The following is a 23,320-nucleotide window of genomic DNA, read 5'->3' on the forward strand; positions in this document are numbered from 1 at the left end:
GCGGAATTGGTAGACGCGCTGGATTTAGGTTCCAGTATCTTCGGATGTGAGAGTTCAAGTCTCTCCTTCCGCACCATTTTTATTATCTCACCTTTTATACATCACCATAGTCTAAACACTACTTGCTTATCGCGATCACCCATAAGCATTTATAGAATTCACTTAATAAAAAAATCCGGCACGACTGCAAGATGGCGATTGATCTAGTGACCAATCGCGTATTTTAGTACCCAATCTTTTATCGGCCCAGCCTGGTTTGCTGCGCGTAAAAATAGATTGCGCCCCCATTTTAATGGCCCACTCTCATTAGAGAACCCCCAATAACATGCATCCATTGTGCTCATCATAGCCAAGTTGGCATACCGGCGCGCTTGCCAATAACGCTGCAATGCAATATCAATGGGGTTGTCATTTTGTAACTGTGCACTGAGCGCCACTACATCAGCAAAGCCAAGATTGACCCCTTGCCCCGCCAACGGGTTGATGGTGTGAGCGGCATCCCCGATTAACACGCAGCGTCCTTGAACATAGCGCTGAGCATGGGCTCTGGTAAGCGGAAAAACCGCCACAGACTCAATATCAAAATCACCTGGCAAGCTTGGGAAATGAGTAATAATCTCTTGTTTCAGTTGCTCTTTTGGTAAAGCCTTTAAACGAGCTAAGTGATCACCGTGGTGATACCAAATCAAGTTGGCATAAGGCGCCTGCATGGGTAAAAACGCCACTGGCCCGGTGCGCTGAAATTGCTGCCAAGTACGCACCTGCTGCGGGGCATCAAGCTTAACCAATATGCCCATACAATGTTGCTGATATTGCCACCCCTCGCTACCTATTCCTAACATCGAGCGTACAGCGGAACGCCCGCCATCGGCAGCAATGAGTAGATCGCCTTGATACTGCTTTGCCCCTAAGATCAGTGTTACTTGCTCACCGTCATCGTCAATCGCACTTATTGGCTCAGCACTTTCGATAGCGGTAATATCGTACTGTGAGAATTGTTGCCATAACGCTGCTTGAATCACGTTGTTTTCAATGAGGTGACCTAAATGGGTTAACCCAAGTTGTTCAGCGGAAAATAATAAACGCGCGTTGGGCTGTTCAAAAGCTTCTAACTCAGTGTATGGCGCGCTACGCGTCGCTTTAATCGTCGCCATAGCTCCGAGTTCATCAAGCAATCGCTCGGAGGCACGATTTATCGCTGAGACACGAATATCAACACGGCTGTTTTGCAAATCAGTAGTGGCATCTGGAAAGTGGCGCTCAAATACCGTCACCTTCATGCCTTGTTGCGCCAGCTTAATGGCACAAGCAGCTCCGACCATCCCGCCACCGACGATTAGCACATTTTTTACACTCATGGCCTATTGCCTCTAAATGCTTCAATATTATGGTGATTGTAACTCAGTTAAGGCAATGGTGGCAGTCTAAGCGCAGGCTAAAGCGTGTTGCTTTGATGTCATCCTGTGTCACAGTGTAAATATCAAATCTATACTTGGCTCATAGCGCGATAGCATATAAAATACGCGTCCTTTAGGCGAAGCTCGGGCCATTAGTCCAACCCAAAGCTCTGTCGTGCATTATCTACCGGATTGAAAGCGAGGCATTATCTCAATGAGTAAAAAGCTGCATATAAAAACCTGGGGTTGTCAGATGAATGAATATGACTCCCAGAAAATGGCCGATCTACTTGATGACACCAATGGTTATCAGTTGACCGAAGAAGCCAGCGATGCGGATGTCATTTTACTTAACACCTGCTCAATCCGTGAGAAGGCACAAGAAAAAGTATTCCATCAACTTGGCCGCTGGAAACTACTCAAAGAGCAAAACCCCGATTTAGTTATCGGTGTTGGTGGCTGCGTAGCTTCACAAGAGGGTGATACCATTCGCCAACGCGCGCCTTTCGTAGATATCGTGTTCGGCCCACAAACATTGCACCGCTTGCCTGAAATGATTCAACAAGTGCAGGCAAAAGAAGGGTCGGTGGTTGATATCACTTTTCCTGAAATCGAAAAGTTTGACCGTTTGCCAGAGCCCAAAGCAGAAGGACCCAGTGCCTTTGTATCGATCATGGAAGGCTGTTCAAAATACTGCACGTTCTGCGTGGTCCCCTACACTCGTGGCGAAGAAGTAAGCCGCCCTCTGGATGATGTACTTTTAGAAGTTGCGCAACTGGCTGAGCAAGGTGTGCGTGAAGTGAACCTACTGGGTCAAAACGTTAACGCATATCGTGGCGAGACGCATGATGGCGAAATCTGTTACTTTTCTGACTTACTGCGCTATGTGGCCGCCATCGATGGTATTGATCGCATTCGCTACACGACCTCGCACCCTGTTGAGTTTACGCCTGATATTATTGATGCCTATGCTGATGTACCTGAGTTAGTTGATCACTTGCACTTGCCAGTACAAAGTGGTTCAGACCGCGTGTTAAACCTAATGAAGCGTGGCCACACGGCCATTGAATATAAGTCGACTATTCGCAAACTGCGTAAGATCCGCCCTAATATCAGCATGAGCTCAGACTTTATTATCGGCTTCCCAGGCGAAACCACCGAAGACTTTGAAGCAACAATGAAGCTTATCAACGACATCGGCTTTGATATGAGCTTTAGCTTTATTTACAGTGCCCGCCCTGGTACACCCGCAGCAGACTTGCCCGATGACGTCAGCGAAGACGAGAAAAAGCAGCGTCTATACATTTTACAAGATCGCATCAACCAAATGGCACAGAAAATCAGCCGTGATATGTTTGCTACTGAGCAGCGTATTTTGGTGGAAGGCCCTTCGAAAAAGAACCCTATGGAGCTGCGCGGACGCACCGAAAACAACCGTGTAGTTAACTTCGAGGGTCCACATTCTGTGATCGGCCAATTTGTTGATGTCCGTATCACTGAAGCATTGCCTAATTCATTGCGTGGAGAACTGCTGCGCACTGAAGATGAAATGAATCTACGTCGCGATGTAGCGCCGAGCGACATTCTTGCCAAAGCACCGAGCGAGCCGCAAGCCAATGACATAGGCGTCGGTACATTCACCCCGAATTAAAATAATCGTGCGCTGCGTTTACGCAGCGCCAAGCAACAGGAAGCAACTTTGAGTAACCAGCTGAAGAATATCGATATATACTTAGAACCGTCAGACAATGCCCGCCTTTCTTCTTTGTGTGGACCCTTCGACGAAAATATTAAGCACATCGAGCGTCGTCTGGGAGTTGAAATTGCACACCGCGAAAACCTCTTTAAAGTCACCGGCAAGCCGCACACTGCAAAAGCTGCCGGGGAAATTCTAAAAAATCTTTACGTTGATACGGCCCCTGTTAAAGGTAAGCAAAAAGAGATTGAACCTGAACACGTACACTTAGCCATCACCGAAGCTGATGTGCTCGAACAAGAGCAGCCCAGTGTGTGGGGTAAAGAAGTGTTCATTAAAACCCGCCGTGGTGTCATCAAACCGCGTAATCCCAATCAAAGCCAGTATGTAGCTAATATCTTAAATCACGACATTAGCTTCGGTATTGGCCCAGCAGGGACCGGGAAAACTTACTTAGCCGTAGCCGCTGCCGTCGATGCCCTCGAGCGCCAAGAGATTCGCCGTATTCTATTGACCCGCCCAGCGGTTGAGGCAGGTGAAAAACTGGGCTTTTTACCTGGTGATCTCACCCAAAAAATCGACCCTTACTTGCGCCCGCTTTATGATGCTTTATTTGAAATGCTTGGCTTTGAGAAGGTTGAACGACTCATAGAGAAAAACGTCATCGAAGTGGCTCCTTTGGCGTATATGCGTGGTCGCACTTTGAATGACGCTTTTATCATTCTTGATGAAAGCCAAAATACCACAGTGGAACAAATGAAGATGTTCCTAACCCGTATTGGCTTTAATTCAAAAGCGGTGATCACCGGTGATATTACTCAGGTCGACTTGCCTCGCGGCGCACGCTCAGGCCTGCGTCATGCAATTGAGGTGCTCAGTGATGTTGAGGCTATCAGCTTTAACTTTTTCCAAGCTCATGATGTGGTGCGCCACCCCGTGGTCGCTGCTATTGTTGAAGCTTACGAAAGCCATGATGAAGCACAGCGCGCCAAACGTGCCGCTAAAGAGCAAAACAAAAAAGAGTCTGACTCATGACCACCACTGTCGATCTGCAACTTGCTTGTGAATTTGATAACTTACCGAGCGCTGAGCAATTTCAGCGCTGGGCCGCGTTGGTGCTTGATGAGCTTAAGCCCAACAGCGAAATCACTATTCGCATCAGCGATGCAGAGGAAAGCCAAAGCCTCAACCATAGTTACCGAGGCAAAGATAAACCGACCAATGTTTTGTCTTTTGAGTTCGATGCCCCCCCGGGTGTAGAGCTACCCTTAGTTGGGGATTTGATTATTTGCCCCGAAGTGGTATATCGTGAGTCTTTGGAGCAACAAAAAAGCTTTCATGACCACTTTGCCCACATGGTGGTACACGGGTGCTTGCATTTACTTGGCTATGACCATATAAATGACGCTGATGCCCAAGAAATGGAAGCGATTGAAAAACGCCTGTTGGCAACCATTGATATCAGCGACCCATACAGGGATGATGAGTGTTAATCCCAATAGTGAGGCTCTGCTCACTATCGGAATTAATTCAACTTGGAGCGCATAAAGCTAATGAGCGACGAAAACTCGCATAGTAGAGAGGGTTCTTCTGGAAAATCGTGGATGGATCGCATCACCCAGATGTTCCAAGGAGAACCCCAAAATAAGGAAGAATTGGTTGAAGTCATCTCAGATGCGCAAGAACGCGATCTGATTGACCCTGAGACCAAGGAAATGATGGAAGGCGTATTGGGTGTGTCGGAGCTGAAAGTGCGCGACATTATGATCCCACGCTCACACATGATCACCTTAGATGTAGATAAACCACTGTTCGATCAACTACCGATGATGATCGAGTCCTCGCACTCGCGCTTTCCGGTGGTGTGTGAAGACAAAGACCACGTCGAAGGTATCTTATTGGCCAAGGACTTATTGCCATTACTGATGGACAAAGAGGCCGCCTTACCAAACCTACGCGATATGCTCCGCCCGGCGGTAGTCGTCCCGGAAAGTAAGCGGGTTGATACGCTACTGAACGAGTTTCGCCAACAGCGCTACCACATGGCGATTGTTATCGACGAATATGGTGGTGTGTCTGGCTTAGTGACCATTGAAGATATTCTCGAAATCATTGTCGGCGAGATTGAAGACGAGCATGATGATGAAGATGAAAGTAAAGCCATCCGTAAGGTTTCTAAGCACGTTTATTCTGTACAGGCTCTGACGCCTATTGAAGAATTTAACGACGTGTTTAAAACCGATTTCAACACCAGCGAAGCCGATACCATTGGTGGTATTGTGTTACATGCCTTCGGCCATATGCCTGGGCGCGGTGAAATCATAGACATTGATCCTTTGCAGTTTAAGGTCACAAATTCCGACAGCCGTCGTATTTTGCAGCTGCAAGTTACCTTGCCGAAATCGAGCGATGGCGAAGATACTGACGCGGCTTAAACAGCAATTTAGTGATAAAAAAACATGGCTGGCACTGGTTGCCGGCCTTGTTTTAACCTTTGCTTACGCCCCTTTCGGGGTCTGGCCTTTAGCTTTTTTTAGTATTGCAGCACTGTGTTACTGCAGTTATCAGGCACCGGTCAAACAAGCGGCTTGGTACGGATTTATCTTTGCCATCGGCTGGTTTGCTGCGGGAATAAGCTGGGTGCACGTCTCCATAGCCCAGTTTGGTGGTATGCCACTGCCCGCCTCCATTGCCATTATGGCCTTACTGGTGGCGTATTTAGCACTTTATCCTGCACTGGCACTGGCACTCACTGCGTTTATACACAAACACAGCGGCGCTTGGCTGGCTCCGCTGTTAATCAGCTTTGCCTTCAGCGAATGGCTGCGCGGCACACTACTAACCGGCTTTCCTTGGTTATCACTGGGCTACACCCAAACCGATTCACCAGTAAATATTCTCGCGCCGATGGTGGGTGAATTTGGCTTAAGTGTGCTGGTGCTGGCCGTGGGTTATGGCCTTTATCGTTTATTTTGTGCCAAGGTCTGGCAACCCCTTGTGGCAACACTCGCCGCAGGCGCCCTAGTTGCAGCCCTAGCCACAGTATTCAATTATAACCAGTATTCTGGCAAACAGCTGAATGTGGCCTTAGTACAAGGCAATATCAAGCAAAGCATGCGCTGGCAACCCGAGAATTTCTGGCCCACCATGCTCAAGTACCAAGATATGACGCGCCTACATTGGGATGCCGATCTGGTGGTGTGGCCTGAGGCTGCGATCCCCGAGCTCGAACAGTTAGCGGGGGAATACCTCACATCCTTGGATAAGGCGGCGGTATTTAACGATACTGCGCTTATCACCGGCATCGTCGACTATCAATATGATACCCGCAATGTTTACAACACCTTAGTGGTGGTGGGTAAAAAACAACAAGACAGCAGCGCAGGTCAGTACCGCTACCTCCATAAAAACCGTTATCGCAAACATCAGTTACTACCTATTGGCGAATTTGTGCCTTTTGAAGACTTACTACGTCCTTTGGCACCGCTGTTTGACTTGCCAATGTCGAGTTTTAGTCGCGGTGAGCGCGTGCAAGATAACCTGATAGCTAACGGCTATCATATCCTTGCAGCTATCTGTTACGAAATCGCCTTTCCGGATTTAGTCAGAGATAATTACCGCAGTGACTCGGATATTCTCTTTACCGTGAGCAATGATGCCTGGTTTGGCGACTCCCACGGACCTCATCAACATATGCAAATCTCACGCATGCGCGCGCTCGAGCTGCAGCGTCCACTGGTACGAGTGACTAATACTGGGGTGACTGGCGTGTATGACCCGATTTCGCAAACACAACTTAGTCTTGCGCAATTTGATGCGGATGTACTGCGCGCTGATGTTCGCTTGATCTCTGGCGACAGCCTATACGCCCAGTATGGTCGTTGGCCTACGTGGTTGGCGCTGCTGTGCTTACTGGGCCTGAGTCTGTACTATTCTAGAAGAGTTAAAAAAAGCGCCTAACGGCGCTTTTTTTATTGCTTGTCGAGGTAATCAAACACCAAGTTAGTCATCGCTTTGACCCCTAAAGGCAACGCTTTCTCGTCAATGTAAAAGTGCGGCGAGTGGTTGCTTGGCGCCGTTTTGGCATCCTGATCCTTTGGCGTCACTCCCAAAAAGAAGAACAGTCCAGGGGTTTCCAGGGCGTAGTAAGAGAAGTCTTCAGCGCCGGTGATCAGATCCGTGGTGATGACATTGTCACTGCCTGCGGCCTGTTGCAGCGTGGGGGTCATCATGTTCGTTAACTGCGGGTCATTCACGGTGACCGGGTAACCATGGTCGATATGGATATCAGCCTTTGCCCCAGCTGCCTGGGCGGTTAACTCCACGGTTTTTTGCAAACGCTGCTTGATGTCGGCGCGCATTTGCTGATCAAAGGTGCGAATAGTGCCCACCATCTCCACCTCATCAGGGATAATATTACTGCGTACCCCACCATTGATGGCACCAAAAGAAATCACCGAAGGCGCTTTGGTGACATCGACTTGGCGCGAAGCAATGGTTTGTGTAGCCATAATGATTTGGCTAGAAGCGACAATGGGGTCGACTCCATTCCAAGGTCGTGAACCATGAGTCTGACGACCTTTGACCTTGATGCTAAATGAGTCCTCACTGGCCATCAACGGCCCTGAGCGAAAACCAATTTGCCCGGTATTGAGTGACGAGGTGACATGCAAACCAAACACCGCCTCAGGCTTTTGTGCAAATAAGCCTTCTTTAAGCATCAGTTCGGCACCGCCCTGCTCTCCCTCAGGAGCGCCTTCTTCCGCTGGTTGGAACACAAACAGTATTTCCCCAGCTAGTTCAGACTTTAACGCCACCAAGGACTCAGCCACAGCCATAAGGATAGCGACATGGGCATCGTGACCACAGGCATGCATCACCCCCACTTTTTGACCACGGTAAGTGGCACTCTGCTGCGAAGCAAATGGTAAATCTACTTGCTCGGTCACAGGCAGTGCGTCCATATCCGCACGCAAGGCAATCAAGGGTCCCGGTTTATCACCCTTGAGCCTGGCGACCACCCCGGTATGAGCCACGCCGGTTTCCACCTCAAGGCCCAAGCTTTGTAAGTGTTCCGCCACGTACTGCGCGGTCTTAAACTCACGGTTACTTAATTCCGGATATTGATGAATATGACGTCGCCAAGTGATCACCTTATCAGCAACCTTTTCATTGGCTTGTTGAATTTGTTGGTCTAAATCAGCGGCCGCAACGCTTGATGTGACACTAAACATGCCTGCCAGCAATAACGCTTGGCCTAAAACCGAAAGCTTTGTCATGGATTGTTCCCCTGTTGAATAATGGTCGGTGCTTACACCTCGATATTAACGCTAATGTAACACTTAGGTGAAAAACAGTGGGTTGCGACCAACGACATAAAAAAGCCTGCGCTAAGGCAGGCTATACTCATGAGCTTAGTTATTGGCGCGCTGCCAAGGCCCGCCATTGATGGGGTCGTCACCTTGTGTCCACCATTTAGCCTGATACAGGACACCATTTTTGCTGGCTTGGTCACCCCCGACGTAGATAGTCGCCGCATCCCAAGTGTTCGCCCCATCACCGGGTGCAGGGTCTACCGGATCGCTTGGCGGTGTTGGCTCGCTTTGGCCGCCACTGTCAATAAGTTGCCATGGCCCACCATTAAGAGGGTCATCACCTTGAGTCCACCACTTGGCCTCATAGATTTGCCCATCTTGGCTCACTTGCTCACCTTGTACATAGACCGTTGCTGCATCCCACGCTGCAACGCCATCCACAGGCGGCTCTGTGGGCGGCTCACTAGGCAAGGTGTCGCTAACGCGCACTTGCGGCCAGCCGGCATGAGAATGATAGAAGTTAGTAACACATTTCTCATAGTCACCGGGGACCAAGGCCGAATAAGCCGTTTGATAACCTACTAACTTACATTCGAAGGAATAGCCACCGGGGCGGTCGGCATAATAGCCCCAATCACCTTCCCAATTGGTGTATAACACATCTGTCGCGCCCTCAAGATTAAGACTGCCATACGGGGTTTGTTGCCAACAGGTGTCTTCTTCGTCACTTTCTATAACGATATTGTAGTGATGAGCGAGGCCCTGCCAATAACGAATACGATTGACTGGTTGGCCCTTATATTTATTTTGCTCGCCGCACTCTATACCACCATTGATAACATTAATGGTGGTGCCAAAGCCATAACCAATCCCGGCATTACGCTCACGCTGCGACGGCACCCAGGTACGGTCAATCACGTGTAACATTGCCGGTTTCGGGGCTTGCGGAGTGAGGAAAAACCAAATAGCTGAAGCCAAGTTTAACCACGAGTCCGCCACTAACGCCGGGTTATTTAGCAATACGGTGGCGTCACCATCGAACATGACTTCTGAGAATGCGCCGTAGTTAAAATGATAAGAGAGCTGTTTTGCGCCGCGACCAAAGTAACCCTGACCTGGAGCGCATGGCCAACGACGGTTTTGCCAATCATTTTGACCGCAGCCTGTGGTGTAGCCCTCTTCGCCCTCGGACCATCCCATTTCTCGCACATGCACTAACGCTTGTTGCCACTCCTCTAACCCCAAAGGGTTATCAGAGACGTTGTCTTTACTGATATGACCGCCAGTTTCTTGGGCAAAGTGAGCAAAGGCTGTGACTATTGAGCGTTTGCAAATAGCATCGGCATCGCGCCCATCGCTATAGTCGCCACAAAACGCGGGGAATTTGCCTATCGCTCTTAAAAATCGCGTGTAGGTGTACTCTGGTGCCGCCATTTGCGTAAGAAAGTCCCACTGCTGCTGTGGAAATACCCGTTGTGCGCGCTGCACGTTTTCGGGGTTTGTGGCGCTCCCTGGGACAATAGCTTCAACCACGGCATTGTCGCGAGTACGCAGTGCCTGCGCCCACACTTGATACATAGGATCGGCTGTTTTCGCCGCTGCCATGGCTTCAATATCGGCTTTGGCGACGACATAGCCCTCGGGGTTCTGTGGATCGGGTTGTACATTAATGGCGTGGGCCGCTGTGGAGACGGCTGCGCTGATCCCCAGCACGGTGAATAGTTGTGTTGTTGTAGACATATTTGACTCATTTTTTCGTTGTAAGACCGACCAGCTACTCATGCACTGATCACTGAGCCCTCCCACCGTTTATTGTTGCCACAAAGACAGCGTTATCAAATATATTTTTACATTGCATTTTCAATTTTACTTATATAGGGGACATGAAATTGACGGGGCACACGCTAAATCAGCTACGCTGACCTAGCGTATTCACAACAGTTTAGTTAACAGCAATAAGCTCAACGTCGAAGATTAACAAGCTTGCTGGGGCGATATTCCCCACCCGGCGGTTACCATAGGCAAGTTTAGCTGGAATATACAGCGTGGCCCGCTCTCCAGCATGCATGGCAAGCAACCCTTGCTGCCAGCCACTGATCACTTGGTTTAATTTGAAGGTCAGGGGTTGGCCTCGCTTCTGGGAGTTATCGAATTCACTGCCATCAAGCAATGTACCCCGATAGTGCACCGTTACTTTCGACTTAGCACTTGGCTGCTCACCAGCCTGATTGCGAGTATGCCACAGCATTTGCACCCCACAATCAAGCTCCACAACTCCTTCTTTGTGTTTATTCTCGGCCAGAAATTGCGCCTCGGCATCGCCATTTTCTGCTGCTGCCGCTTGATTGCGCCGATGGCCGCGAAAGGTCAGAACCAACAACACGACAATGGCGAGAATTAATAACGCATTAATCATCCTTTTCTTCCTCACCAGCAACAATGTCAGCTATAGCCCGCAAGCGTTTCATGGCTAAGTCGTGCAAGCTTCCTTCGGGATATTGGCCCTGATGAAATTGCCCGCATTGCTTACCAGTCAGCAGACTGAGGGCTTCATCGACACTCGAAACTGGATAAATATGGAACTTTCCCTGCTCAACGGCACTTATCACCTCTTGATTGAGCACCAGGTTCAAACAATTTGACTTGGGAATAATGACGCCTTGCTTAGTGTCTAAACCGCGCATTTGGCAAAGTTTGAAGAACCCTTCAATCTTTTCGTTAACACCGCCAATGGCTTGCACTTCACCGCGTTGGTTGATTGAACCAGTCAGTGCAATGCCTTGCTTTATGGGCACTTGGGTAATACTTGAGACCAAAGCACACAACTCAGCCAGCGAGGCGCTGTCACCATCGATATAGCCATAGCTTTGCTCAATTGCGATGTTGGCACTGAGAGTCAGGCTGAAATCCTGCGCGTATTTATTCCCTAGGTAACCGGTTAGCAACATGACACCTTTTGAGTGAATAGACTTACCCAATTCGGCTTCGCGCTCAATATCAATCACCCCATCACTGCCTGCATAAACCGAGGCGCTCATACGCGCCGGAGTGCCAAATGAGGTATCACCTACGTGCAAAACGGTAAGGCCATTAACAATGCCGACTGCCTCACCTTGTGTATCAATGAGAATGTGTCCTTCACGAATATCACTCAGCATGTTTTCGCTCATTTGCCCAGTGCGATACTCTTTCCCAGCAATTGCTTCCTCTACGTGGGCAGCTAGGATCTGTTCACTGCTGTCTTGACGAGCATAAAAGCTTGCTTCAGCCACTAACTCAAGTACATCGGCAAACCGTGCTGACAACTTTTGTTGATGCTCAGCCTGGCGGTGGCTGAAACGCAACAGCAGTGCCATCGCCTCATTATTAGGTTCAATTTTCAGCTTTTCTCGACAGTACTCAATCACTTTAGTGATAAATTGATATTGGTATTTATCTGAGCCTGGCAGGTAATAATCAAAATCAGCCAGAACGCGAAAATGCTCGGCAAACTCTTCGTCATATTCATTGAGGGTGTAATACAAATCCCGAGAACCCAGTAAAATCACTTTTACATCCAGCGGGATCAATTGCGGTCGTAAGGTGAAGCTGCTACCTACCGAGCTGTCTTGGTAAGGTAAATCATTTTTTATCTGATGTGTTTTTAATGATAGTTTTAAGCCATCCCACACTTGCGCGTTGGTCATCACTTTTTCCGCATCCATAATCAGATAACCACCATTGGCACGGTGCAGTGCGCCAGGCTGAATGCTGCGATAACTGGTTACCAACGACCCTTGCGATGTTGAATATTCTATTTTGCCAAACAGATTACCAAAGGTCGGATTAGGCTCATAAATAACTGGCGCGGGATCGTCTTCTTTAAAAGACACCAATAAATTGGGAGCAAAGAATTCGGTGAGCATTTCATCACGATCATACTCATCTTTGTTATCTTCACTGCCTTGCTCTTCATCAAGCCACTCGAGTACCGTATCGACCAACTCTGAGCGTAAATCTTTTAAGTAACGTAACACCCCAACATGGGTGGCATACTTGTGCTCAAGCTCACGTAAAAGCGGTTTGATTGCCGCTTCGGCGGTGCTTTTCTTCAGCTTGCGCAGTGCCTCGCTAGACTCGCGCTTCCACTTTGGCAGCTCAATAAGGGCATCAATTAATGCGTCTTCAAGCTCTGCGATAGCGTCGAGAAAGCGCTCTTGCGTGGGCTCATCAAGGGCACTGAATTGCTCATCGCTGAGGCGCTGATTGTTGACGATTGGCACAAAACCTACGTTATTCTCATCCTCGATCAACTCGACACTGCGGGCATTGGCCAAGTCTTCTACCGCAGCCAACGCATCTTCGTACTTATCTTCAAATTCACGATCAATGGACTTTTTCTTGCGTTGGAATCCAGGGTTATCAAACGCAGCCGGAAAGGTATCGAGAATCTCATCCAGCAACGCATCAATATCGTCGACAAGGACTTGTCCCTCGCCCGGATTCATTAACAAGGCGATAGGCTCGCGGTGATCATCGTAATTATTAACATAGAGCCACTCCCGCGGCGTTTCGCGCTCTTTGGCATGTTGTTGCAGCTTATGCTGCACTAACGTGAAGCGCCCTAACGCTGGCTCTCCCATCACATAAGCATTGTACCCAGGAAGCTGCATACCCAGGGCAAATTCCAAAGCACTGTCGGCACGCTGCTGGCCGATAAAAGGTAAGTCCTCGGGGTAGGGATGCGCTAAACAAGTGCGCACATGATTTGCTGAAATTTGTGGGGCCAACGCATTGGCACTAAGAGGAGTAACACCGTTATTGCTTTTATCTTTCATTCGACACATCTTGTAGTGGGCCCTATTAGCGGGCCCCAATTATTATCCGCTGAGCACTGCGTTATGGCTGCAGTGCCTGACGGCTGAAGTGAATGCCTTCGCATTGACTGCAAGGCTGAATCTCACTGGCGTGGTAAATATCCACCTGATGATGGCAATTTTGGCACACTAAGGTGCCCATGGCTATCCATTCTCCAGCGTGATAAACGCCTTTATGTTTAAAGTCTTGGCTAAGCGCTTGCCACTCTAATTGTGACTTATCTTCGATATGTGATAATTCGAACCACAGCGACTCTTTAAGTTCTTGCCATGCTAGCTCGTTGTAGTGTTTCTCGTGTTCAATGAGGTGGTCGATGTCGCGCTGTAAATATTGTTTATATTGCTCGTACTTGTCTTTACTCAGCTCCTGCAAAGCCTGCTTCGACTCCATAAAGGAGGACACCATGTCTTTTACTTCATGCTCTTTCACATCTTTGAGCCAATCACTAAACTGACCCAACCATTGACGATAATCTGCCATGTTCGCTCCTTTTGAATTTAACAGCCTCTCTCTTTGTAACTATAGCCCGCTTACCGACAATTCAATAACAGCGATAAAAAAGCCTGTGCCTTGCTGTGATTAGATATCGATTTGGGGTATGCTATCGGCAAATTTGTCATCATTTTGCAAGAAGTCTGGAATAGTAGATGCAAGAGCAATATAACCCGCAGGAAATAGAAGCTAAGGCCCAGTCATACTGGGAAGAAAACAAGGTTTTCCAAGTTCGTGAAGACGACTCAAAAGAGAAGTTTTACTGTCTGTCCATGTTCCCCTACCCGAGTGGTCGACTGCACATGGGTCACGTGCGTAACTACACCATTGGTGACGTTGTTTCTCGCTTCCAGCGCTTGCAAGGTAAAAATGTTATGCAACCCATGGGTTGGGACGCCTTTGGCTTGCCGGCAGAGAATGCCGCAATTAAAAACAACACCGCCCCAGCCAAATGGACCTATCAAAATATTGATTACATGCGTAACCAGCTCAAACTATTAGGCTTTGGTTACGACTGGGACCGTGAGATCGCCACCTGTCACCCAGATTACTACAAGTGGGAACAATGGTTCTTCACTAAGCTGTACGAAAAAGGCCTAGTGTACAAAAAAATGTCCACTGTTAACTGGGACCCTGTAGATCAGACTGTTTTAGCAAACGAGCAGGTAATTGATGGTCGTGGTTGGCGCTCTGGTGCTGTGGTTGAGCAAAAAGAAATTCCGCAGTGGTTTATTAAAATCACCGATTATGCACAAGAATTATTGGATGATTTAGACAAGCTTGAGCACTGGCCTGAGCAAGTTAAAACCATGCAGCGCAACTGGATTGGCCGCTCTGAAGGCGTCGACATTACCTTCAAACGCGCCGATAACCAAGGCGAATTCAGCGTCTACACGACACGCCCAGATACCTTCATGGGTGTTACCTATGTGGCTGTTGCCGCAGGCCACCCTATTGCTCAAGAAGCTGCGAAGACCAATGCCGATGTTGCGGCGTTTGTTGAACAGTGTAAAAACACTAAAGTAGCCGAAGCCGATGTGGCCACCATGGACAAAAAAGGCATCGCCACGGGTCTGAACGCAGTTCACCCGCTAACGGGTAAAGAAGTGCCGATTTGGATAGCTAACTTTGTGTTGATGGACTACGGCTCAGGTGCGGTTATGGCAGTACCAGGGCACGATCAACGTGATTTTGAGTTTGCGTCAGCATACGGTTTAGAGATCAAGCAGGTTATTGCTGCCAATGAAGGTGACGAGTGTGATTTATCCCAAGCCGCTTACACAGAAAAAGGCACGCTCATCAATTCTGGTGAATTCGATGGTCTGGATTTTGATGCCGCCTTTAATGCCATTGCCGATAAGTTAGCTGAACTTGGCGTAGGTGAGCGCAAGGTTAATTTCCGCCTGCGCGATTGGGGCGTTAGCCGCCAACGCTATTGGGGTTCACCTATCCCAATGTTGAATAAAGAAGATGGCAGCGAACTGGCGGCGCCAGAAGATATGCTACCGGTGCGCCTACCAGAAGATGTGGTGATGGACGGCGTGACTTCCCCCATTAAATCAGACCCTGAATGGGCCAAGGCAAGCGTCAACGGTGAAACCGTGTTCCACGAGACCGATACCTTCGATACCTTTATGGAATCATCTTGGTACTACGCTCGTTATTGCAGCCCGCGTTACGACGAAGGCATGCTTGAGCCAGGTGCAGCTAACTATTGGCTGCCAGTCAACCAGTATATTGGCGGTATTGAACACGCAATTTTGCACCTGCTTTATGCGCGTTTCTTCCACAAATTATTACGTGATTTTGGTTTGGTCGACTCTGATGAGCCATTTGAGCGCCTACTTTGCCAAGGCATGGTACTGGCCGACACCTACTTCCGCAAAGACGAAAAAGGCGGTGATATTTGGTTCTCACCCAGTGATGTCGAAGTAGAAACTGATGACAAAGGCCGTATCATTAAAGCTTGGCACAAGGATGATGGTCAACCGGTTGAAAGCGCCGGCATGAGCAAGATGTCTAAGTCCAAGAACAATGGCATTGACCCACAAACGGTAATCGACCAATACGGTGCCGATACCGTGCGTTTGTTTATGATGTTTACAGCGCCACCGGAGCAAACATTGGAATGGTCTGACTCCGGTGTTGAAGGCGCGCATCGCTTTATCAAACGGGTATACAAGTATGCCTATGATGTGAAGCAAGCGGGCTTTGTTGAGCTAGATGTTGCCAGCTTAACGAAAGCGCAAAAAGAACTGCGCCGCGAGTTGCACAAAGCCATCGCTAAAATCACTGATGATTTAGCCCGTCGCCAAACCTTCAATACCGCCATTGCAGCGGTAATGGAGCTATCGAACAAGCTGATCAAGGCACCATTAGCTGATGACGGTGACAAAGCCGTAGCCAATGAAGCGTTAGAAGCAATGCTGATTATGCTGGCACCGATTACCCCACACCTATCACATCAGTTGTGGCAAGACCTCGATAAGCCTGGCGATATCCTTGACGCACAATGGCCTGTTGCCGATCAATCAGCCATGGTTGAAAGTGAGAAACTGGTGGTAGTTCAAGTCAATGGTAAAGTCCGCGCGAAGCTGACTCTAGCGGCCGATGCAGATCAGCAGGCCGTTGAGCAAGCAGCCTTTGCAGATGCCAACGTACAGAAGTTCACCGATGGACTCACCGTGCGTAAAGTCATCTACATCAAAGGCAAAGTGCTTAATGTGGTGGCGAACTAAGATGTTCGCTGCCAGTGCACTACGCCATAGCCTAGTGATCAGCTGCTTAGTATTATTACTAAGCAGCTGTGGTTTTCACCTTAAAAAGGCCTCGGATCTACCGCAAGATCTCATGACTTTGGAAGTCAACGCTAGCGATCCTAATTCAGCTCTGTATGAGCAACTATTGAGTGAACTTGCACGCAGTAATGTGCAGGTCAATAAAGGGTTGCGCGCTAACTCTCCGATGTTACGACTCACCTCCGACCGCCTAGATAGACGAACACTGTCGCTGTTTAAAAACGGTCAGGTCGCAGAATACGAGCTTATTTACTCGGTGTCTTACACGCTTAAGCGAGCAGGTGAAGACCCTATCGAGCAATATTTTGAGCTTTATCGCAATTACCAAGACGATCCAGACAATGCCTTAGCTAAAGCCAATGAAATGACGATTTTGTTGGAGGAGCTACGCAAACAGGCGAGTCGCCGCATTGTTAGGGAGTTAGCACAGCTCTAATGCGCATCTACGCGAATCAACTGGCACAGCAACTATCCCGTGGGCTGGCACCTTTTTACATGGTGTTTGGCGATGAACCCTTTCAAGTTGATGAGTGTATCCGCCATATTCGCCAAAATGCGCGCCAACAAGGCTTTGATGAGGTCATTAAACTCACCGCCGGAGCGCAATTTGACTGGCAAGAGTTAGACGGCCACTACCACAGCCTGTCGCTATTTAGCTCCCGCACCTTAATAGAATTAGACTTAAACGGTCAAAAACCTGCGAAAACCGGCGCCGAGCATCTGAAGCGATGTGCACAAGGCGTGAATCCTGATTGCATTATTGTGATCCGTGGCATGAAAGCATCGCAAGACGTCCAGCGTTCAGCCTGGTTTAAAGCGCTTGATAAAGAAGGCATCTTTGTCCCCTGCTACCCACTAACCGGCAATCACTTACGGCGCTGGCTTGATAACCACTGTCAACGTCTAGGTCTTAATCTTGAAGGGGATGCTAAGCAGGTGCTGCTCGATACCACAGAGGGGAACCTCCTGGCCTGTCACCAAGAGCTAGAAAAGCTGGCTTTGCTGTACGCAAATAAAGCCATTGATGGGCGTACCCTTACAGGCATGTTATTGAATCAAAATAAGTTTGATATTTTTGATTTGGCTAATGCGGTCCTTGGTGGCGAAGGTGATAAAGCGATGCAGGTGTTAGCACGACTGCAAAATGATAACACCGAGCCCACCGCCATCGCTTGGGCTCTTGGCAAGGAAGCGCAGCAACTCCTCACACTCGCAGAGTTGCGCCATCAAGGACAGGATTTTAATAGCGCGTGTAAAAAACTGGGGATTTGGAAGAATCAGCAACCTTTGTATCAAAGAGCCCTGCAACGCTTAGACATGGCACGTATAGAGCAACTTTGTGATTTACTCAGTGATTTTGATAGCCAGTTTAAAAGCGGCAAGTTATCTTCACCCTACCCCATGCTTGCACACATCAGTATGAGCTTCTGTCGCACCTTACCATTTTCTGCGCCTATTTTTTCGGAGTAAATATGCTTCTGTTCGGCGGTACGTTTGATCCGGTTCATATCGGCCATCTTAATATGGCTAATCAGTGCTTAAATCACTTCAATAGTGAGCAACTATTTTTTATGCCCAACCGCGTCCCTGCTCACAAGCAGGCGAGCAACATCAGTAATGCTGACAAACTAGCGATGTTACGCTTAGCCATAGCCTCCGAGCCGCGCTTTAAAATCGATGAGCGCGAGCTGCATCGGGAAGGTCCATCCTACTCACTACTGAGCCTACAAGAGTTACGTGAAGAACTGGATAGTGCCGGTAATCACCAAGAGCCGATACTCTTTTTGATGGGCTTGGACTCATTCAACAGCTTTGATTCATGGTATCAATGGCAGCAAATTACATCTTTGTGTCATTTAGTGGTCTATCAGCGTCCACAAGAGCGCCTTGACCTCTCCGCAACACTCACGCAATACTTATCACAGCATCAGTGTCAGCAAGGCGCGGCGCTCAATAACCATCGCAGCGGGCTTGTTTACTTTTTACCCGGCCCGCAGCTGGCGGTTTCATCCTCCGAGGTGCGCGCCAAATTGCAACGTCAGCAGCCTTGTGAGGAACTGCTTACGCCGCCCGTGTACCAATATATCCGCGATAAGCGCCTGTATATAGGTTGATAATAGTGGTAAAATACGCCGCTTAGAAAGCTTTAACTAACTTAGAGAGTGCATTTTGCAAACCAACAATCTTCTTGATTTTGCATTAGATAAAATTGACGATATGAAAGCGCGTGACGTCATTACCTTGGACGTTCGCAACACATCGAACATTACTGATTTCATGGTTGTCTGTTCGGGTAATTCCAAACGCCAAGTTCAATCCATCGCCCAACACCTTGCCAAAGAGGCCAAGGAACATGACTTAGATGTGATAGGCATGGAAGGACAAGACATCGGTGAATGGGTATTGGTGGACTTAGGTGACGTGGTCGTGCATGTAATGCAAGATGAAACTCGTGACTTTTACCAACTCGAGAAGCTCTGGGGTTAACGGTGAAAATCCAACTGGTCGCTGTGGGGACCAAAATGCCATCTTGGGTAGAGACAGGGTTTAGCGAATATCAGCGCCGGTTTCCCAAGGACATGGCTCTAGAGCTGATTGAAATACCCGCTGGTAAACGCGGCAAAAATGCCGATATCAAACGTATTTTACAGCAAGAAGGTGAGCGCACCTTAGCGGCCATTCCAAAGGGAAATCGTATTGTTACCTTAGAAGTGACAGGCAAAGCGATGGACACGCACCAGCTTGCCAAGGCCATGGAAAAGTGGCAACTCGATGGTCGTGATGTCAGTTTGCTTATCGGAGGCCCTGAGGGGCTAGCTCCTGAATGCATTGCCCGCAGCGAGCAAAAGTGGTCGTTATCGAATTTAACCTTGCCTCACCCGCTGGTTCGCATTATCGTAGCGGAAAGCCTATATCGAGGCTGGAGCTTAAATAACAATCACCCCTATCACCGAGAATAGCCGTTTTTATGCTGCGTAAACGCACTCCTATCCGCGATCATTCCGCCGAGGCCAATTTGTTTGCGCGCCGTTCTTTTACGGCTTTTATTTTTGTTCTTATTCTGGTCGCCATTTTAATTTCGAATCTCTACAACCTACAGGTGGTGGCGCACAAAACCTATCAAACCCGTTCCAACGATAACCGAATTAAAGTATTGCCTGTGGCCCCTAATCGAGGCTTAATTTACGATAGGAACGGCACTTTGCTGGCCGAGAACAAGCCGGTTTATAACCTTGAGGTGATCCCCGAACAGGTGGATGACCTAACACAATCACTGGACGATATTAGCGCATTACTCAATATTAGCGAGCAGCAACGTGCAGAGTTTCTCGACGATATCCGCCACAATCGCCGGTTCCAGAGTCAGGTGCTAAAAAGCCGTTTGAATGACAAAGAAGTCGCGCTATTTTCTGTAAACCAACATAAATTCCCAGGGTTCAGTGTCGAGGCTCGCTTAGCCCGGTACTACCCCTTCGGAGATACCCTCACTCATGCTCTTGGTTATGTTGCCAAACTGAATAAAAAAGAACTAACCAACCTGGAAGCGCAAGGCTTGGCCACCAATTATCGCGCCACCCGGGATTTCGGTAAGCTCGGCCTTGAGAAATTTTATGAGTCGCAGTTACATGGTCAGGTAGGCTCGCAATCGGTGGAGATTAATAATCGAGGCCGAGTATTACGTCGCGTTGAGGAAACGCCTCCGGTGCCCGGTAAAGATTTAATGCTGACCCTCGATATTGGGCTTCAGCAAATCGCGCAAATGACATTAAAAGATAAACGTGGTGCCATTGTCGCATTAGATGCAAAAACGGGAGGCATCTTAGCGCTATACTCTAACCCCAGCTATGACCCTAACTTATTCGTTCACGGTATTAGCTCAGCAAATTACAAAGCCCTGCTTAACCCCGATAAACCGCTTATAAACCGTGCTACCCAAGGCCGCTATGCCCCGGCGTCAACGATCAAACCACATATGGCGATTTTTGGCTTAGAGCAGGGGTTGGTGACCGAAGAAACAAAAATGTGGGACCCTGGCTTTTTCCAAATTCCCAACGTTGAACACAAATGGCGCGACTGGAAGCGCTGGGGTCATGGCCATGTCGACGTTTATAAAGCCATAGAAGAGTCATGCGATACTTATTTTTACGACATCGCTTACCGTGCTGGCATAACCAAAATTAGTAATTTTATGGCGCAGTTTGGTTTTGGCGATTTATCCGGTATTGATATCCACGAGGAAACGACGGCTATTTTGCCTTCCAAGGAGTGGAAAGAAGACCGTTTTCGCGAGTCTTGGTGGCGTGGCGATACGATTTCTGTAGGAATCGGCCAAGGGTATTGGACAGCAACCCCAATTCAAATTGCTAATGCCGTCAACATCATGGCCAATCGCGGCGTACACAATCCGCCCCACTTAGTTCATCAATTACGCCGTGATAGCGATATTACCACCGTTAATGACGACGAAAAGCCACCGGTAAAATTACAAAATCCTGAGCATTGGCAAATTGCCTTAGATGCTATGCATAATACCGTGAAAAAAGTCACAGGTACGGCGCATAAGGCATTCAAAGGGACTAATTATGATCCAGCCGGTAAAACGGGTACCGCACAGGTGGTGAGTATTGCCCAGGGCGAGCGTTACGACGCTGATAAGCTCAAAGAGCGCCATCGTGATAACGCCATTTATGTTGGTTTTGCTCCGTTTGACGACCCGCAAATCGTTGTCACAGTCATTGTTGAAAACAGTGGTGGTGGCAGCTCGGTGGCCGCCCCAATCGCCCGCGAGGTAATGGACTACTATTTCCTTGCGAACCCCATTGCCAGCGAAGTACAGGATGAATCGCAATGACGCCATTACATCAGCACAACTCTTTATGGCAACGCGTGCATATCGACCTGCCGCTGTTTTTAGCCTTGCTCGCCATGATGTTCGCAAGCTTGTGCATCGTCTACAGTGCTAGCGGCCAAGATTGGAATATGATGATGCGCCACGGCACCCGGATGGGTGGCGCTCTAGTGGCTATGTTAGTGTTTGCACAAGTCTCTCCACCTACGTTAAAGCGTGTTGTTGTGCCTTTGTATCTGATGGGCACCTTGATGCTCATCGCGGTGTTGTTTGTCGGTGTCAGTTCTAAGGGTGCACAGCGCTGGCTCGACATTGGTATTCGTTTTCAGCCTTCAGAGATTATGAAGCTTGCGGTGCCCATGGGCGTTGCTTGGTATATTGGCCGCAATCATCTGCCGCCTCGCTTGGGGCATTTGTTTATCGGGCTGGTTATCGTCATGGTGCCCACTTTGCTAATTAAAGAACAACCCGACTTGGGGACATCTATTCTGATCGCCAGCTCGGGGATTTTTGTGTTGTTTCTGGCCGGTGTAAGCTGGAAGCTGATTGGCTCTTTGGCTGTGCTCGTTGGCGCCGGCGCTCCCTTATTTTGGCACTATGGTATGCACGCCTATCAAAAGCAGCGAGTCCTTACTTTCTTAAACCCGGAAAGCGACCCCCTCGGTGCAGGCTACCATATTATTCAGTCAAAAATCGCCATTGGCTCGGGCGGCATAGAAGGCAAGGGCTGGTTGCAAGGCACCCAATCACAGTTGGAGTTTTTACCTGAGCGCCATACCGACTTTATCTTCTCAGTACTGAGTGAAGAGTTTGGCCTAATTGGCGTGTTAATCCTCTTAGGGGTGTATTTATTCATTATCGCTCGCGGCCTCTATATCGCCGTGAATGCCCAAGAAGCCTTTGGTAAGTTACTCGCAGGGGCTTTAACCCTAACTTTCTTCGTTTATGTGTTTGTCAACATCGGTATGGTATCTGGGTTATTACCTGTCGTAGGCGTCCCCTTGCCACTGATCAGTTATGGCGGCACCTCAATGGTGACTCTGATGGCGGGTTTTGGCATTATTATGAGTATCGCCACAGAAAAACGGATGTTAAATAAATAATGGCAGTTCGTGCGCTTTTTCTTACTCTTATAACACTTTTAATAAGTGCCTGTAGTACGCCATCGGGGCGCTATCATATGCGCCATGATGCCGCTCCTTTACGCCAGCCTACCGCGCTGGAGCTGCAAGACGCGGTGATCACCGATGAACCCAAAAGTGCCGCTGCAAATCGTCCTTATGAAGTTCGTGGGCGCCATTACGTGCCTATTTTTGACGAGCGAGGGTTTACACAGCAAGGTATTGCTTCGTGGTATGGCCGTAAGTTTCATGGCTATCACACCTCCAATGGCGAGACCTACAACATGTTCGCCATGACCGCAGCCCATAAAACCCTGCCCTTACCCAGCTTCGTTCGAGTGACCAACCTCGATAACGGCAAAAGCGTGATCGTTCGCGTCAATGATCGCGGCCCGTTTCATGACGACCGGATTATTGATTTATCATACTCAGCAGCCTACAAACTGGGCTATCACCGCCAAGGTACAGCGCGGGTTAAGCTCGAAGCAGTTACCCTTGCCGACGCAAAACCTCGTACTAAGTATATTCAAGTCGCTGCGGGCTCAAAACTCGCTAATATTGAAGCATTGGCTTATCAATTGGAGCAGCAGTATCACGTACCAACGAATATTAAAAAGCAAAATGATGGAATTTTTCGCTTACGCTTAGGTCCAATAACTGATGAAAATCAGGCACAGTCGCTATTGAAGCAATTAAAAAGTGGCCAATTCGCCCAAGCTTTCTTGCTTTATGATGACCATGCCCTTTAAGATATTAACCAATTCGCATTTTCACCTAAAATATATTTAAAAGCAT

At 48.5% G+C, this 23,320-nt stretch carries 20 protein-coding genes; 14 read left to right on the forward strand and 6 right to left on the reverse strand.

Features of this window, described 5'->3' with window-relative positions:
* Positions 1-203 precede the first annotated feature (203 nt).
* On the reverse strand, positions 204-1,358 hold the full coding sequence (locus tag EXT46_RS17295) for an FAD-dependent oxidoreductase (protein WP_130148809.1): 1,155 nt from the start codon (positions 1,356-1,358) through the stop codon (positions 204-206).
* A gap of 253 nt (positions 1,359-1,611) precedes the next feature.
* Between EXT46_RS17295 and miaB the strand changes: the two genes are divergently transcribed.
* The 5 genes from miaB to lnt are packed head-to-tail and all read left to right on the forward strand — an operon-like array spanning position 1,612 to position 7,053.
* Complete coding sequence (gene miaB, locus EXT46_RS17300) at positions 1,612-3,048, forward strand: tRNA (N6-isopentenyl adenosine(37)-C2)-methylthiotransferase MiaB (protein WP_022944680.1); 1,437 nt, start codon at positions 1,612-1,614, stop codon at positions 3,046-3,048.
* A 48-nt stretch (positions 3,049-3,096) separates the two neighbouring features.
* Complete coding sequence (locus tag EXT46_RS17305; RefSeq protein ID WP_022944679.1) at positions 3,097-4,128, forward strand: PhoH family protein; 1,032 nt, start codon at positions 3,097-3,099, stop codon at positions 4,126-4,128.
* Complete coding sequence (ybeY, locus tag EXT46_RS17310) at positions 4,125-4,586, forward strand: rRNA maturation RNase YbeY (RefSeq protein WP_053911201.1); 462 nt, start codon at positions 4,125-4,127, stop codon at positions 4,584-4,586. The genes EXT46_RS17305 and ybeY overlap by 4 nt, the downstream gene beginning before the upstream one ends.
* A 60-nt stretch (positions 4,587-4,646) precedes the next feature.
* Positions 4,647-5,528, forward strand: a complete 882-nt coding sequence (corC, locus tag EXT46_RS17315) for a CNNM family magnesium/cobalt transport protein CorC (RefSeq protein ID WP_022944677.1) — start codon at positions 4,647-4,649, stop codon at positions 5,526-5,528.
* The gene (gene lnt / locus EXT46_RS17320; RefSeq protein ID WP_130148811.1) at positions 5,503-7,053 is read left to right on the forward strand and encodes an apolipoprotein N-acyltransferase; all 1,551 of its coding nucleotides are present in this window, start codon (positions 5,503-5,505) and stop codon (positions 7,051-7,053) included. The genes corC and lnt overlap by 26 nt, the downstream gene beginning before the upstream one ends.
* Positions 7,054-7,064: 11 nt before the next feature.
* On the opposite strand, the gene EXT46_RS17325 is transcribed toward lnt, so the two are convergent.
* The 5 genes from EXT46_RS17325 to EXT46_RS17345 form a co-directional block, all read right to left on the reverse strand.
* Positions 7,065-8,372, reverse strand: coding sequence for an amidohydrolase (locus EXT46_RS17325; RefSeq protein ID WP_165381154.1), 1,308 nt, complete (start codon positions 8,370-8,372; stop codon positions 7,065-7,067).
* A 135-nt stretch (positions 8,373-8,507) separates the two neighbouring features.
* On the reverse strand, positions 8,508-10,148 hold the full coding sequence (locus EXT46_RS17330) for a glycoside hydrolase family 19 protein (RefSeq protein ID WP_130148813.1): 1,641 nt from the start codon (positions 10,146-10,148) through the stop codon (positions 8,508-8,510).
* Positions 10,149-10,350: 202 nt separating this feature from the next.
* Entirely contained in the window at positions 10,351-10,824 is a 474-nt protein-coding gene (locus EXT46_RS17335) for an FKBP-type peptidyl-prolyl cis-trans isomerase (RefSeq protein ID WP_022946372.1), read from the reverse strand.
* Positions 10,817-13,225, reverse strand: a complete 2,409-nt coding sequence (locus EXT46_RS17340; RefSeq protein ID WP_130148815.1) for an ATP-binding protein — start codon at positions 13,223-13,225, stop codon at positions 10,817-10,819. The genes EXT46_RS17335 and EXT46_RS17340 overlap by 8 nt, the downstream gene beginning before the upstream one ends.
* Before the next feature lie 61 nt (positions 13,226-13,286).
* Complete coding sequence (locus tag EXT46_RS17345; protein WP_022946374.1) at positions 13,287-13,745, reverse strand: hypothetical protein; 459 nt, start codon at positions 13,743-13,745, stop codon at positions 13,287-13,289.
* A gap of 167 nt (positions 13,746-13,912) precedes the next feature.
* On the opposite strand from EXT46_RS17345, the gene leuS reads away from it, so the two are divergent.
* From leuS to EXT46_RS17390, 9 genes are read left to right on the forward strand one after another with little or no spacing between them, the layout of a single operon-like run.
* Entirely contained in the window at positions 13,913-16,495 is a 2,583-nt protein-coding gene (leuS, locus tag EXT46_RS17350; protein ID WP_130148817.1) for a leucine--tRNA ligase, read from the forward strand.
* Between the two features lies 1 nt (position 16,496).
* Positions 16,497-16,991: an LPS assembly lipoprotein LptE gene (gene lptE / locus EXT46_RS17355; protein WP_022946376.1), complete on the forward strand. Its 495-nt coding sequence runs from the start codon at positions 16,497-16,499 to the stop codon at positions 16,989-16,991.
* Complete coding sequence (gene holA / locus EXT46_RS17360; protein WP_045979814.1) at positions 16,991-18,025, forward strand: DNA polymerase III subunit delta; 1,035 nt, start codon at positions 16,991-16,993, stop codon at positions 18,023-18,025. Before lptE ends, holA begins: the two co-directional genes overlap by 1 nt.
* 2 nt (positions 18,026-18,027) lie before the next feature.
* The gene (gene nadD, locus EXT46_RS17365) at positions 18,028-18,669 is read left to right on the forward strand and encodes a nicotinate-nucleotide adenylyltransferase (RefSeq protein WP_130148819.1); all 642 of its coding nucleotides are present in this window, start codon (positions 18,028-18,030) and stop codon (positions 18,667-18,669) included.
* A 55-nt stretch (positions 18,670-18,724) separates the two neighbouring features.
* The gene (gene rsfS / locus EXT46_RS17370) at positions 18,725-19,042 is read left to right on the forward strand and encodes a ribosome silencing factor (protein ID WP_130148821.1); all 318 of its coding nucleotides are present in this window, start codon (positions 18,725-18,727) and stop codon (positions 19,040-19,042) included.
* Between the two features lie 2 nt (positions 19,043-19,044).
* On the forward strand, positions 19,045-19,515 hold the full coding sequence (gene rlmH, locus EXT46_RS17375) for a 23S rRNA (pseudouridine(1915)-N(3))-methyltransferase RlmH (RefSeq protein WP_022946380.1): 471 nt from the start codon (positions 19,045-19,047) through the stop codon (positions 19,513-19,515).
* A gap of 8 nt (positions 19,516-19,523) precedes the next feature.
* Positions 19,524-21,407, forward strand: coding sequence for a penicillin-binding protein 2 (gene mrdA / locus EXT46_RS17380; RefSeq protein ID WP_130148823.1), 1,884 nt, complete (start codon positions 19,524-19,526; stop codon positions 21,405-21,407).
* Positions 21,404-22,507 carry a rod shape-determining protein RodA gene (rodA, locus tag EXT46_RS17385; RefSeq protein WP_022946382.1) on the forward strand — a complete coding sequence of 368 codons (1,104 nt, stop codon included), beginning with the start codon at positions 21,404-21,406 and terminating at the stop codon, positions 22,505-22,507. The genes mrdA and rodA overlap by 4 nt, the downstream gene beginning before the upstream one ends.
* On the forward strand, positions 22,507-23,274 hold the full coding sequence (locus EXT46_RS17390) for a septal ring lytic transglycosylase RlpA family protein (protein ID WP_045979817.1): 768 nt from the start codon (positions 22,507-22,509) through the stop codon (positions 23,272-23,274). The genes rodA and EXT46_RS17390 overlap by 1 nt, the downstream gene beginning before the upstream one ends.
* Positions 23,275-23,320: the final 46 nt, after the last annotated feature.

It is taken from the genome of Pseudoalteromonas sp. CO325X, from assembly GCF_004208955.1.
GTDB classification, from domain to species: Bacteria; Pseudomonadota; Gammaproteobacteria; order Enterobacterales; family Alteromonadaceae; genus Pseudoalteromonas; species Pseudoalteromonas ruthenica.